The 12,289-nt window shown below is 72.8% G+C and carries 11 protein-coding genes; 4 read left to right on the plus strand and 7 right to left on the minus strand.

All coding sequences use genetic code 11. The annotated features are described in order from the left end of the window. Nucleotides 1-7 precede the first annotated feature (7 nt). The 6 genes from Tsedi_RS05710 to argP all read right to left on the minus strand — a co-directional run bounded on the left by Tsedi_RS05710 (nucleotide 8) and on the right by argP (nucleotide 5,617). Nucleotides 8-637, minus strand: a complete 630-nt coding sequence (locus Tsedi_RS05710) for a thiol:disulfide interchange protein DsbA/DsbL (RefSeq protein ID WP_143894533.1) — start codon at nucleotides 635-637, stop codon at nucleotides 8-10. A gap of 79 nt (nucleotides 638-716) precedes the next feature. After that, complete coding sequence (locus Tsedi_RS05715; protein WP_246099189.1) at nucleotides 717-1,400, minus strand: SPOR domain-containing protein; 684 nt, start codon at nucleotides 1,398-1,400, stop codon at nucleotides 717-719. A gap of 3 nt (nucleotides 1,401-1,403) precedes the next feature. Then, complete coding sequence (gene argS, locus Tsedi_RS05720; RefSeq protein ID WP_143894535.1) at nucleotides 1,404-3,077, minus strand: arginine--tRNA ligase; 1,674 nt, start codon at nucleotides 3,075-3,077, stop codon at nucleotides 1,404-1,406. Nucleotides 3,078-3,129: 52 nt separating this feature from the next. Next, a complete protein-coding gene (gene speB / locus Tsedi_RS05725; RefSeq protein ID WP_143894537.1) occupies nucleotides 3,130-4,116 on the minus strand; it encodes an agmatinase in 987 nt (328 codons plus the stop codon). A 45-nt stretch (nucleotides 4,117-4,161) separates the two neighbouring features. Beyond that, nucleotides 4,162-4,548 (minus strand): DUF2237 family protein, encoded by a 387-nt coding sequence (locus Tsedi_RS05730; protein ID WP_143894539.1) that lies wholly within the window; start codon nucleotides 4,546-4,548, stop codon nucleotides 4,162-4,164. Between the two features lie 163 nt (nucleotides 4,549-4,711). Continuing rightward, nucleotides 4,712-5,617 carry an HTH-type transcriptional regulator ArgP gene (gene argP, locus Tsedi_RS05735; RefSeq protein ID WP_143894541.1) on the minus strand — a complete coding sequence of 302 codons (906 nt, stop codon included), beginning with the start codon at nucleotides 5,615-5,617 and terminating at the stop codon, nucleotides 4,712-4,714. 154 nt (nucleotides 5,618-5,771) lie between these two features. Here argP and Tsedi_RS05740 point away from each other — a divergent pair, with 154 nt between their 5' ends. From Tsedi_RS05740 to Tsedi_RS05750, 3 genes are all read left to right on the plus strand, one after another. Beyond that, nucleotides 5,772-6,446, plus strand: coding sequence for a LysE/ArgO family amino acid transporter (locus Tsedi_RS05740; protein WP_143894543.1), 675 nt, complete (start codon nucleotides 5,772-5,774; stop codon nucleotides 6,444-6,446). Nucleotides 6,447-6,511: 65 nt separating this feature from the next. Further along, nucleotides 6,512-8,197 carry a flavin monoamine oxidase family protein gene (locus tag Tsedi_RS05745; protein ID WP_143894545.1) on the plus strand — a complete coding sequence of 562 codons (1,686 nt, stop codon included), beginning with the start codon at nucleotides 6,512-6,514 and terminating at the stop codon, nucleotides 8,195-8,197. 10 nt (nucleotides 8,198-8,207) lie between these two features. After that, complete coding sequence (locus Tsedi_RS05750; RefSeq protein ID WP_185970593.1) at nucleotides 8,208-8,939, plus strand: nitrilase-related carbon-nitrogen hydrolase; 732 nt, start codon at nucleotides 8,208-8,210, stop codon at nucleotides 8,937-8,939. A gap of 22 nt (nucleotides 8,940-8,961) precedes the next feature. Here the strand turns inward: Tsedi_RS05750 and Tsedi_RS05755 are convergent, their stop codons facing one another. Beyond that, entirely contained in the window at nucleotides 8,962-9,876 is a 915-nt protein-coding gene (locus Tsedi_RS05755; protein WP_143894549.1) for a LysR family transcriptional regulator, read from the minus strand. 164 nt (nucleotides 9,877-10,040) lie between these two features. Between Tsedi_RS05755 and Tsedi_RS05760 the strand changes: the two genes are divergently transcribed. After that, nucleotides 10,041-12,272, plus strand: a complete 2,232-nt coding sequence (locus Tsedi_RS05760) for a malate synthase G (protein WP_143894550.1) — start codon at nucleotides 10,041-10,043, stop codon at nucleotides 12,270-12,272. The last annotated feature ends 17 nt before the right edge of the window (nucleotides 12,273-12,289 follow it).

Raw genomic sequence — 12,289 nt, forward strand, 5'->3', positions numbered from 1 at the left:
GGCGGCGTCAGGCCTGGCGCACGCGCGCGATCAGCGCGTCGGCCACCACCAGCGTGCGCTCGGCCTGTCCGGGTATGAGGAAGCGCCCGGCGATGCCCAGCGACGGCGTCGCGTCGACCTCGTAGGCGTCCTGCAGCTGGATCGCGCGCTTGACCTTGCCGCTGACGCCGAACGACTGCCAGGTCTGGGTGAAGGCGTTGCGGTCCACGCCCTGTCTGGCGGCCCAGGCGGCGGCAGCCTCCAGGCCGTTGAAGCGCTCGCGTTCCTCGTGCACGGCCTTGAAGGCGCGCTCGTGCAGGTCGCCGAGCCGCCCCAGCGCCTCCAGCGTGTAGTACAGCCGCTGCAGCGGTTCGAACGCCGCGCTGAAGCCCACCGGCACGCGGCGCACGACGATCTCCTTGGGCTGGCGCCGCATCCAGGCGGTCATCAGCGGCTCGAAGCGGTAGCAGTGGATGCAGCTGTACGAGAAGAATTCCAGCACCTCGATCTGGCCGGGGCCGGTGTCCACCGGCGCGGGCCTGGCCAGACGGCGGTAGTCGGTGCCCTCGCGCAGCGCGGGCTGCGCCGGCAGCCGCGGGGACAGGGCGGCCAGCGTGGCGCCGGCCAGGGTGAGGCGATGGAAGTCGCGTCGCTGCATGATCGTTCCGTAGGGTTGCGTCGGCGCCGAGTTGGAGGCCGTGCAGGCCGCGGCGGTTCCGGCAGGGGCCGTCGTGCCCCTAGCGCTGCACGCGCACCAGGGCGGTGTCGAACTGCCTGGCGCGCAGGCGCTCCTGCATCAGCTCGGCGTCGACCTTGCCGTTGAACGGGCCCAGCCGCACGCGCCAGATGCGCTGGCCGCCCTGCTCGCGCTCGCTGACCTTGGCGTCGAAGCCCTGCAGCGCCAGCCGTGCGCGCTGGGCTTCGGCCTCCTCGGCACTGCGGAACGCGCCGACCTGCACGTAGTAGACGAACGGGTCGGCGGCGGGTGTGTCGGCCGCCGCGGCGCCGCTGCGCTGCTGGATCAGCTCGGCGATCGGGTCGCGCCCGGCCTCGGCCTTGGGTTGGTCGGTCGCGGTCCTGGCGTCGCCACCCGCGGCGGCGGCGTCACTGGCGGCGGGGGCGGCCGCGGCGTCGGTGCCGGCCGCCGGCGCCGGCACCTTGGCGTTGCTCAGGCCGGCGTTGGGGTTCCAGCCCTTGAGCCGTTCGGCCTCGGTGTCGGGCTGGATCGGCTTGCGCTGCACGCCGCGGTCCACCAGCGGGATCGGCACCTTGGTGACGTAGACCGCCACCGCCAGCGCCGCCCCGACGCCGACCAGCAGGCCGATGAAGAAGCCGAGCAGCGTGCCGCCGCGCGCGCGGCCGGCGGCGGGGGCGGGGCGGGAGGCGGCGGCTCGCATCGCGTCGAATCCTTGGGCGGCCATCGTTCACATCTTGTCGGGGGCGCTGACGCCCAGCAGCGCCAGGCCGCTGCGCAGCACGCGCGCGGTGGCCGCCACCAGCGCCAGACGCGCCAGGCGCACCCGCTCGTCGTCGACGAGGATGCGCTCGGCGTCGTAGTAGCGATGGTACGCCGCGGCCAGTTCACGCAGGTAGAACGCCACGTCGTGCGGCGCGAAGTCGGCGGCGGCGGCCTCCATCACCTGCGGCCAGCGCGCCAGCTCCAGCATCAGCGCCAGCGCCGCCTCACCGTCCAGCGGGGCGAGGTCGGCCTGCGCCAGCGCCGCCTCCTCGCCGCCCCACTGCGCCAGCACCGAGCGGATGCGCGCGTGCGCGTACTGCACGTAATACACCGGGTTGTCGTTGTTCTGCTGGATCGCCAGGTCGACGTCGAAGGTGTACTCGGTGTCGGGCTTGCGGCTCAGCAGGAAGAAGCGCACCGCGTCCTTGCTGGTCCACTCGATCAGGTCGCGCAGCGTGACGTAGCTGCCGGCGCGCTTGCTGATCTTGACCTCCTGCCCGCCGCGCACCACGCGCACCATGGTGTGCAGCACGTAGTCCGGGTAGCCGGGCGGGATGCCGATGCCCAGCGCCTGCAGCCCGGCGCGCACGCGCGCGATCGTGCCGTGGTGGTCGGTGCCCTGGATGTTGATCGCCTTCGTGAAGCCGCGCTCCCACTTCGTCACGTGGTAGGCCACGTCCGGCACGAAGTAGGTGAAGCTGCCGTCGGACTTGCGCATCACGCGGTCCTTGTCGTCGCCCCACCGCGTGGTGCGCAGCCACAGCGCGCCGTCGGCCTCGTAGGTGTGGCCGGCCTCGATCAGGCGGCGCACCGTCTCGGTGACGCGTCCGCTGCCGTACAGGCTGGACTCCAGATAGTACTGGTCGAAGCGCACCTCGAACGCCTTCAAGTCCAGGTCCTGCTCGCGGCGCAGGTAGGCCACGGCGAAGTCGCGGATGCCGTTCCAGTCCTCGACGTCGCCGCTGGCGGTGACGCTGCGGTCGGCGGCCTGCACCGTCTTGCGCGCCAGGAAGTCGTCGGCGATGTCCTGGATGTAGTCCCCGTTGTAGGCGTCGGCCGGCCAGCCGGGGTCGCCGGGCTTGAGGCCGCGCGCGCGCGCCTGCACCGAGCGCGTCAGGTTCTCGATCTGCGCGCCGGCGTCGTTGTAGTAGAACTCGCGGTGCACCTGCCAGCCCTGCGTCTCCAGCAGGTTGCAGATGGCATCGCCCAGCGCCGCCTGCCGCCCGTGGCCGACATGCAGCGGCCCGGTGGGGTTGGCGGAGACGAACTCGACGATGACGCGCTGGCCGGTGGGGGGCTTGCGGCCCCAGCGCTCGCCCTCGCTCAGGATCTCGCGCACGGTCTGCTGCTTGGCGGCGGGTTTGAGCCGCAGGTTGATGAAGCCCGGGCCGGCGATCTCCAGCGCCGCCACCCAGCGCGCGAACGCCTCGGTGGCCTGCAGCCGCTCCGCGAGCGTCTGCGCCAGCGCGCGAGGGTTGGTGGCCAGCGGCTTGGCCAGCTGCAGCGCGGCGGTGATGGCCAGGTCGCCGTGCGCGGCGACCTTCGGTTTTTCGAAGGCGGCGCGCTCGCCCGCGCCGGGGTGCAGGGCCTCCAGCGCGGCGGCCAGCGCCGCCCGCAGTTCACGATGGACTTGCAGCATGGGGCGGGATTGTAGGCCGCCGCCCTGCGCGGGAACCGCCGCCGCGGCGTCTTCAGCGTCGGCCCGCCCCGCGCTGCGCCGCCAGCACGCACAGCAGGTCGCAGGCCACGTGCGCGGCGGCCAGCGCCGTGATGTCGGCGTGGTCGTATGGGGGGCTGACCTCCACCACGTCCATGCCGACGAGGTTCAGCGGCACCAGTCCCCGCACGATCTGCAGCGCCTGCGCGCTGGTGAGCCCTCCGGCCACCGGGGTGCCGGTGCCGGGCGCGAAGGCCGGGTCCAGGCAGTCGATGTCGAACGTCACGTAGGCCGGCCGCGGTCCGACGATGGCCAGGATCTGCCGCAGCGCCCAGTCGGCGCCGCGCGCGTGCACCGTCGGCGCGTCCAGGACGTTGAAGCCCATGAAGTCGTCGTTCCAGGTGCGGATGCCGACCTGCACCGAGTGCGCCGGGTCGATCAACCCTTCGCGCACCGCCTTGTGGAACATCGTGCCGTGGTTGAGCGAGTCCGGCGCGTCGTCCGGCCAGGTGTCGCAGTGGGCGTCGAAGTGGATGAGCGCCAGCGGCGCGCCGAAGCGCTCGGCGTGCGCCTGCAGCAGCGGGTAGGTGACGTAATGGTCGCCGCCGAAGGTCAGCATGCGCGCGCCGCTGGCCAGGATGCGCCGCGCGTGGTCGCGGATCGCGCCGGGGATGGTGTGCGGCCGGTGCACGTCCAGCCAGCAGTCGCCGGCGTCGATCACCGCCAGCGTCTCGAATGGATCGAACCCCCACGGGAAGGGCTTGAGCTCCGCGAGCTGCACGCTGGCGGCGCGGATCGCCGCCGGCCCGAGCCGCGCGCCGGGCCGGTAGGTGGTGGCAAGATCGAGCGGGATGCCGCTGACGACGACGTCGGCGCCCTCCAGCGCCCTCGTGTAGGTGCGGCGCATGAAGCTGAGCACGCCGGCGTAGGTCATCTCCGGCCAGGAGCCGAGCAGGCCCGGGCGGCGGATGGCGCCGTCGCCGGCCGGCGGCGCCTCGGGCGGGGTGGGGCGGGTGTCCATCGGCGCGATGCTACCGCGCCGCCGGCCGCCCCGATGGGGCCACCGTCAGGTGCCGGCCGGGTGCCAGGCGTGCGCCTGCAGGTCCGCCAGGCTCACCACCTGCAGCGCCGCCTCGTGCGTGGCCTCCAGGATCACCGGCGGGGCCACGCCCGCCTCCAGCGCCTCCTTCCAGCGCAGCGCGCACAGGCACCAGCGCTCGCCGGGCTTCAGGCCGGCGAAGCGCCACTCGGGCCGCGGCGTGACCAGGTCGTTGCCGCGCTGCAGCGAAAACGCCAGGAACTCCGCCGTCACCTTGGCGCAGACGACGTGGCGGCCGACGTCGTGCGGGCCGGTGTGGCAGCAGCCGTCGCGGAAATGGCCGGTCAGCGGATCGTACGAGCAGGCCCGCAGCGGGCCACCGAGGACGTTGCGGGCGAACGCGGGATCGGTCATGGGCACGGTGGGTCGGGTGGGTCGCCGGGCGCGGGTACGGCGGGGAAGACTCGCCGTGGATTGTGCGGCCGGCGGCAAACCCGCGTCGGCGGTGGTCGCTTCGCGGGGGGGCGCCCAGGGCTTGGCGCACGGCCGGCGCACGCGGCGGGCGCCGGTGCCGCCGCTACCCCGGCATCGGCCGCAGCGCCGCGCGCGCCGCGTCGCGGATCGCGCGCGTCAGCCGCTGCGCGGTGGGCGGCTCGCGCTCCCAGTGCTGCCAGTACAGCGCCACGTCCACCACCGCGCCGGGCAGCACCTCGGCCAGCTCCGGCCGGCCGGCGCGCGCCTGCAGGTGCATCTCCGGCACCATGCCCCAGCCCAGCCCCAGCTCGATGGCGCGCTCGAAGGCGTCCACCGCCGGCATGAAGTGGCGCGGGTAGCGCGCCCCGCGCAGCCCGAAGTGCTGCGCCAGCCAGACGTCCTGCAGCGCGTCCTTGCGGTTGAAGATCACCGCCGGCAGCGCCAGCAGCCGGTGCGGCGTCACGCGCCCCTGCGGCGTGCGCGCGCGCGCCGCCAGCGCCGGCGTGGCCACGCAGCGGTAGCGCATCACGCCCAGCGGCTCGGCCACGCAGCCGCGCATGGCGTCGGCGCGCGTGGTCACGCAGCCGATCACGCTGCCGCTCTTCAGCAGTTCGTGCGTGTGGTCCTGGTCGTCGATGGTCAGGTCCAGCAGCAGCCGCTGGCGCGCCAGCAGCGGCGCCACGCCGGGCAGAAACCACGCCGCCGCCGAGTCGGCGTTGATCGCCACCGGCACGCTCTGCCAGCGCTGCCCGGCCCCGCCGGCCAGCCGCTCCAGCAGGTCGGCCTCCATCAGCTGCACCTGCTTGACGTGCGCCAGCAGTGCCTGTCCGGCCGGCGTGGCGCGCACCGTCTTGCCGCGCACCACCAGCCGCTGGCCGAGCTGCGCCTCCAGCGCCTTGACGCGCAGCGACACCGCGGCCACCGTCAGCGCCAGCGCCTGCGCGGCGGCGGTGAAGCTGCCGTGCTCGACCACGGCGGCCAGGGCCTCGAGCTGACGGGCGTCCAGCATGGCTGACAGTTTAGCCAAACTTGATGCACTCGATTTATCGTCAAAACCATTTAAACCGCGAGCGGCTGCGGCGACACTGCGCGCAAGCCAGGCAGGCCGCGCGGCGCCGGCCCGCCGCCACGAACCTCGACGACGACCCTCGGGAGCACGCACGATGACCACCTTCACCGCCACCCTGCCGGGGCTGGCCGCCCCGGGCTTCACCGCCGGTCTGGTGATGAGCCTGTCGCTCATCATGGCCATCGGCCCGCAGAACGCGCATGTCATCCGCACCGGCCTGCAGCGCCAGCACCTGTGGCTGACGGTGCTGACCTGCGCGCTTGCGGACATCGTGCTGATCACGCTGGGCGTGGCGGGGCTGGCCCGGCTCGGCGGGCTGTCGGACAAGCTGCACGGCGCGCTGATCGGCGCCGGCGTGCTGTTCCTGCTGGTGTACGGCTGGCAGGCGGCGCGGCGCTTCTGGCGGCCGCCGGCCGCCGCGCCGGTGGCGGACGGGGGCGCGACACCGGTGCAGGCGGGCGCCCCGGCTCCGGTGACGCGCCGCCAGGCCGTGCTGCAGGCGCTGGCGTTCTCGTGGCTCAACCCGCACGCGTGGCTGGACACGGCGGTGCTGATCGGCACCGCGTCGCTGGCCTGGGGGCCGCAGCAGCCGGTGTTCGGGCTGGGCGCGGCGGCCGGCTCGGTGCTGTGGTTTGTGCTGCTGGGCGGCGCGGCGTTCTGGCTCGGGCGGCGGCTCAACTCGCTGCGCGTCTGGCGCGCGCTGGACGGCCTGGTGGCCCTGCTGATGTGGGGCACCGCGGCGGCGCTGGTCGCCAGCCTGCTGCGCTGAGCGGCTGCCCGCCCTCACCGCGTTGCCGTCCTTCCCCACATTACCCTGAAGAGGAGACCTCACCGATGGCCGTGACGTTGAAGCCCCCCGCGCGCCGCGCCGCCGATGCGCCGATCACCATGTTCGGGCCCGACTTTCCGTTCGCCTACGACGAGTGGCTGGCGCATCCGGCGGGGCTCGGCACGCTGCCCGCCAGCCGCCTCGGCACCGAGGTGGCCATCGTCGGCGCCGGCATGGCCGGGCTGACGGCGGCCTACGAGCTGATGAAGCTGGGCCTGAAGCCCGTGGTCTATGAGGCCTCGCGCATGGGCGGGCGGCTGCGCTCGCAGCCGTTCGAGGGCGGCAGCGGCGCGATCGCGGAGCTGGGCGGCATGCGCTTTCCGCTGTCGTCCACGGGCTTTTACCACTACGTCCGCATGCTGGGCCTGCGCAGCCGCCCGTTCCCCAACCCGCTGACGCCGGCGGCCAACTGCACCGTCATCGATCTGGAGGGGCAGACCCACTGGGCGCGCACGCTGGAGGATCTGCCGCCGCTGTTCCGCGAGGTGGCGCAGGCCTGGAGCGACGCGCTGGAGGAGGGCGCGGGCTTCACCGAGCTGCAGACGGCCATGCGCCAGCGCGACGTCGAGCGCGTCAAGACGCTGTGGAACGCGCTGGTGCCGCGCTGGGACGACCGCACGTTCTACGACTTCGTCGCGCAATCGAGCGCCTTCCAGCGCCTGAGCTTCCACCACCGCGAGGTGTTCGGCCAGGTGGGCTTTGGCACCGGCGGGTGGGATTCGGATTTTCCGAACTCGATGCTGGAAATCCTGCGCGTGGTGCTGACCGGCTGCGACGAGAACCAGCACCTGATCGTCGGCGGCGTGCAGCAGGTGCCGCTGGGCCTGTGGCACCACGCGCCCCAGCGTCTGGTCCACTGGCCGCAGGGCACGACGCTGGCCAAGCTGCACCACGGCGCCCCCAGGCCCGCGGTCAAGGCCATCCAGCGCGCTGGCAACGGTCAGCTGGAGGTCACTGACGCCTGGGGCCACACGCGCCGCTACGACGCGGTGCTGGTCACCTGCCAGAGCTGGCTGCTGACGACGCAGATCGCGTGCGAGGAGTCGCTGTTTTCGCAAAAGCTGTGGATGGCGCTGGACCGCACGCGCTACATGCAGTCGTCCAAGACCTTCGTCATGGTCGATCGCCCGTTCTGGAACGACCTGCGCGAGAGCGGCTGGCCGGTGATGGGCATGACGCTGACCGATCGCCTCACGCGCGGCACCTACCTGTTCGACAACGGGCCGGACCAGCCCGGGGTGATCTGCCTGTCCTACGCTTGGATGAGCGACGCGCTGAAAATGCTGCCCTACGACAGCGCCAAGCGCGTGCAGCTGGCGCTGGAAGCGCTGCGCAAGATCTACCCCGACGTGGACATCGCCAGCCACATCATCGGCGACCCGATCACCATCTCGTGGGAGGCGGATCCCTACTTCCTCGGCGCCTTCAAGGGCGCGCTGCCGGGCCACTACCGCTACAACCACCGCATGGTCGGCCACTTCATGCAGGATGCGCTGCCCGAGCGCGAGCGCGGCATCTTCCTCGCCGGCGACGACATCTCCTTCACCCCCGCGTGGGTGGAAGGCGCGGTGCAGACGGCGCTGAATGCCGTCTGGGGCATCGTGCGCCACCTGGGCGGTGCGAGCCACCCGGACAACCCCGGCCCCGGCGACTGGTATCCGCACATCGGCCCGGTGGCGCTGCCGGATTGAGGATCACCCGATGCGCATCGCCCTCTGGCAAACCCCGCACCCGGCCGCCGGCGACGTGGCCGCGGCGCTGCGCCGGCTGGAGGCGGCGGCCGCGCGCGCGGCGGCGCAGGGCGCGCAGTGGCTGGTGACGCCCGAGATGGCGCTGACCGGCTACCTGATCGCCCCTGAGCAACTGGCCGCGCTGGCCGAACCCGCCGACGGGCCGCTGGCGCGGGCGGTGGCCGCCATCGCGCAGCGCCAAGGCCTCGGCATCGCCTACGGCTGGCCCGAGCGCCACCCCGACGGCGCCAGGCCCTGGAACGCCGTGCAGGCCATCGGCCCCGACGGCCAGCGGTTCGCCGTGCACCGCAAGGTGCACCTGTTCGGCGCGGCGGATCGGGCGCGCTTCACGGCGGGCGAGGCCCCGGCCGCGCCGTTCGAGTGGGGCGGCTGGCGCATCGGCCTGCTGATCTGCTTCGACGTCGAGCAGCCGGCGGCGGTGCGGGCGCTGGCGCGGCAAGGGGCGCAGTTGATCCTCGCTCCCACCGCCAACATGCTGCCGTACGACGACGCGCCGTGCCTGACGCTGCCGCGCCTGGCCGCCGAGTCGCGCGTGGCCATCGCCTACGCCAACGCCTGCGGCGCGGAAGGCGACATGCGCTACGGCGGGCTGAGCCGCCTGGTGGGGGCGGATGGGCGGGTGGTGGCCGCGGCGGGGCGGGACGAAGGGCTGCTCATGGCTGAGCTGCCGGGGTGCTTTTGATGGAAATGCCGTGAGGATGGGGTCAAGCCGTCGCGTCGGCCCGAAACGCCTCCTTCAGAAACTCCACCCACGCCCGCACGCGCCGCGGCAGGTGGCGGGCGCTCGGGAAGACCGCGTAGACGCCGTTGGGCGGGGCGGCGTAGTCGTCCAGCACGCTGACGAGGCGCCCGGCGTCGAGGTCGGCCTGCACCTCCCAGGTGCTGCGCCAGGCCAGGCCGAGGCCCGCGAGGCACCATTCGTAGAGCACCTGGCCGTCGGTGCAGTCCAGCGGGCCGCGCGGGCGCACGTGCATCACGCGGCGGCGGCCATCCTCGCCCGGCACGGTGAACGCCCAGCCGCGCGTCTGCGACGCCTCCGACGACAGGATCAGGCAGTCGTGCTGCAGCAGCTCGTGCGGCGTGCGCGGCGTGCCGCGGCGGCGCAAATAGTCCGGCGCGGCCACGACGCGGCGGCGGTTGTCGGCCAGCCGCACGCTCACCAGCGACGAGTCCGGCAGGTCGCCGACGCGCACGGCACAGTCGTAGCCTTCGGCCACCAGGTCGACCAGCCGGTCGCTCAGGTTGAGCGACACCGTCACGTCCGGATGGAGTTGGCGGAAGCGCGGCACCAGCGGCGCGATGCGCCGCCGCCCGAAGCCGGCCGGCGCGGTGACGCGCAGGTGGCCGCGCACCGCGCTGCCGCCGGCGCTGACGTTGGCCTCGGCCTGCGCCAGCTCGGCCAGCAGGCGCTGGCAATCCTCCAGGAAGGCGCTGCCCTCGGGGGTCAGCGTCAGGCGCCGCGTGGTGCGCACCAGCAGCTTGACGCCGAGGTGCTCTTCCAGCGCGTCGAGCCGCCGCCCGATGATGGCCGGCACCACGCCCTCGGCGCGGGCAGCGGCGGCCAGGCTGCCGCGCTGCGCCACGGCGACGAAGGTCTCCAGCGCCTTGAGCTTGTCCATCGAGGCCGATTATGCAACTTCCGGTCATGGCTGAGGCCGTCGCCACCCTCTCGATCCGGGGGCTCGTGGTTGTTAGAGTCACGGGTCAAGCCGTGGGGCCTTGGCGAGCCGGTGCGTTGCACCGCCGGCGCCTCCCACGGGTCCGTTTTCCGGAGATAGTCCCCATGTCCACGACCCGCGTCACCCGCGGCCGCCTGCAGGTGGCCGAAAACCTGTTCCGTTTCATCGAAGACCAGGTGCTGCCCGGCACCGGCATCACGAGCGAGCGCTTCTGGAGCGGCTTCGACGCCATCGTCGCCGACCTGGCGCCGAAGAACCGCGCGCTGCTGGCGGAGCGCGACCGCCTGCAGGCCGAGCTCGACAAATGGCACGCCGCCAACCCCGGCCCGATCAAGAATCCGGTCGCCTACCGCCAGTTCCTGGAGACGATCGGCTACCTGGTGCCGCCGCCGGGCGACGTGCGCGTGACCACCGCCAACGTCGACGCCGAGCTGGCCACGCAGGCCGGCCCGCAGCTGGTGGTGCCGATCCTCAACGCCCGCTACGCGCTCAACGCGGCCAATGCGCGCTGGGGCAGCCTGTACGACGCGCTCTACGGCACCGACGTCATCCCCGAGGACGACGGCTGCGCCAAGGGCCCCGGCTACAACGAGAAGCGTGGCGAGAAGGTGATCGCCTGGGCGCGCCGCGTGCTGGACGAGACGGCGCCGCTCGTGCAGGGCTCGCACGCCGACGCCACGGCCTACGCGGTGGTGGACGGCGCGCTGCGCGTGACGCTGCGCGGCGGCGCGGTGACGGGCCTGAAGGAGCCGGCGCAGTTCGTCGGCTACCAAGGCGAGGCGGCGGCGCCGTCGTCGGTGCTGCTGCGCCACCACGGGCTGCATCTGGACATCCGCATCGACCGCACGCACCCGATCGGCGCCACCGACGCCGCCGGCGTCTGCGACGTGGTGCTGGAGGCGGCGCTGTCCACCATCCTGGACCTGGAGGATTCGGTCGCCGCGGTGGACGCCGACGACAAGGTGCTGGGCTACCGCAACTGGCTCGGCATGATGCAGGGCTGGCTGACCGAAAGCTTCGACAAGGGCGGCCGGACGCTGACGCGCGGCCTGCACGGTGACCGCCGCTACACTGCGCCGGACGGCCGCGGCGAGGTGGTGCTGCCAGGCCGCTCGCTGCTGTTCATCCGCAACGTCGGCCACCTGATGACCAACCCGGCCATCCTCTACACCGACGCCGACGGCACGGTGCGCGAGATCCCCGAAGGCATCATGGATGCGGTCATCACGACGACGATCGCGCTGCACGACCTGCAGGGCCGAGGCCGCCTGCCCAGCGGCGAGCCGATCCGCAACAGCCGCGCCGGCTCGATCTACATCGTCAAGCCCAAGATGCACGGGCCGAAGGAGGTGGCCTTCGCCAACGAGCTGTTCGCCCGCGTGGAAAGCATGCTGGGGCTGCCGGACAGCACGGTCAAGCTCGGCATCATGGACGAGGAGCGCCGCACCAGCGTCAACCTCAAGGCCTGCATCGCCGCGGCGGCCAGCCGCGTGGCGTTCATCAACACCGGCTTCCTGGACCGCACGGGGGATGAGATCCACACCGCCATGCTGGCCGGGCCGATGATCCGCAAGAACGACATGAAGAGCAGCGCCTGGATCCAGGCCTACGAGCGCAACAACGTGCTGGTGGGCCTGAAGTGCGGGCTGCGCGGCCGCGCCCAGATCGGCAAGGGCATGTGGGCGATGCCGGACATGATGAAGGCCATGCTGGAGCAGAAGATCGCGCACCCGAAGGCGGGCGCCAACACCGCCTGGGTGCCCAGCCCCACCGCCGCGACGCTGCACGCGCTGCACTACCACCAGGTGGACGTGGCCGCGGTCCAGCAGGAGCTGGAGAGAATCGACGCCGACGCCGAGCGCGACACGCTGCTCGCGGGCCTGCTGACGGTGCCGGTGGCGGCCAACCCGAACTGGAGCGAGGCCGACAAGCAGGCCGAGCTGGACAACAACATCCAGGGCATCCTCGGCTACGTGGTGCGCTGGGTCGATCAAGGGATCGGCTGCTCCAAGGTGCCCGACATCCACGACGTCGGCCTGATGGAAGACCGCGCCACGCTGCGCATCAGCAGTCAGCACGTGGCCAACTGGCTGCACCACGGCGTGGTGACCGAGGCGCAGGTGCGCGCCACCTTCGAGCGCATGGCGCGCAAGGTGGACCAGCAAAACGCCGGCGACCCCAACTACCGCCCGATGGCGCCGAACTTCGAGGCCAGCATGGCGTTCCAGGCGGCGTTGGACCTGGTGTTCAAGGGCAAGGAGCAGCCCAGCGGCTACACCGAGCCGCTGCTGCACGCCTGGCGGCAGAAGGTCAAGGCCGCCGCGGCGGCGCGCTGACAGCGCCGATCGGGCCG

The sequence above is a fragment of the Tepidimonas sediminis genome (genome assembly GCF_007556605.1).
Lineage (GTDB): Bacteria > Pseudomonadota > Gammaproteobacteria > Burkholderiales > Burkholderiaceae_C > Tepidimonas > Tepidimonas sediminis.

Excerpts from the sequence above, each read along its gene's own strand:
- Tsedi_RS05710 (WP_143894533.1), bottom strand. The coding sequence starts at position 637 with ATGCAGCGACGCGACTTCCATCGCCTCACCCTGGCCGGCGCCACGCTG.
- Tsedi_RS05715 (WP_246099189.1), bottom strand. The coding sequence starts at position 1,400 with ATGGCCGCCCAAGGATTCGACGCGATGCGAGCCGCCGCCTCCCGCCCC.
- argS (WP_143894535.1), bottom strand. The coding sequence starts at position 3,077 with ATGCTGCAAGTCCATCGTGAACTGCGGGCGGCGCTGGCCGCCGCGCTG.
- speB (WP_143894537.1), bottom strand. The coding sequence starts at position 4,116 with ATGGACACCCGCCCCACCCCGCCCGAGGCGCCGCCGGCCGGCGACGGC.
- Tsedi_RS05730 (WP_143894539.1), bottom strand. The coding sequence starts at position 4,548 with ATGACCGATCCCGCGTTCGCCCGCAACGTCCTCGGTGGCCCGCTGCGG.
- argP (WP_143894541.1), bottom strand. The coding sequence starts at position 5,617 with ATGCTGGACGCCCGTCAGCTCGAGGCCCTGGCCGCCGTGGTCGAGCAC.
- Tsedi_RS05740 (WP_143894543.1), top strand. The coding sequence starts at position 5,772 with ATGACCACCTTCACCGCCACCCTGCCGGGGCTGGCCGCCCCGGGCTTC.
- Tsedi_RS05745 (WP_143894545.1), top strand. The coding sequence starts at position 6,512 with ATGGCCGTGACGTTGAAGCCCCCCGCGCGCCGCGCCGCCGATGCGCCG.
- Tsedi_RS05750 (WP_185970593.1), top strand. The coding sequence starts at position 8,208 with ATGCGCATCGCCCTCTGGCAAACCCCGCACCCGGCCGCCGGCGACGTG.
- Tsedi_RS05755 (WP_143894549.1), bottom strand. The coding sequence starts at position 9,876 with ATGGACAAGCTCAAGGCGCTGGAGACCTTCGTCGCCGTGGCGCAGCGC.
- Tsedi_RS05760 (WP_143894550.1), top strand. The coding sequence starts at position 10,041 with ATGTCCACGACCCGCGTCACCCGCGGCCGCCTGCAGGTGGCCGAAAAC.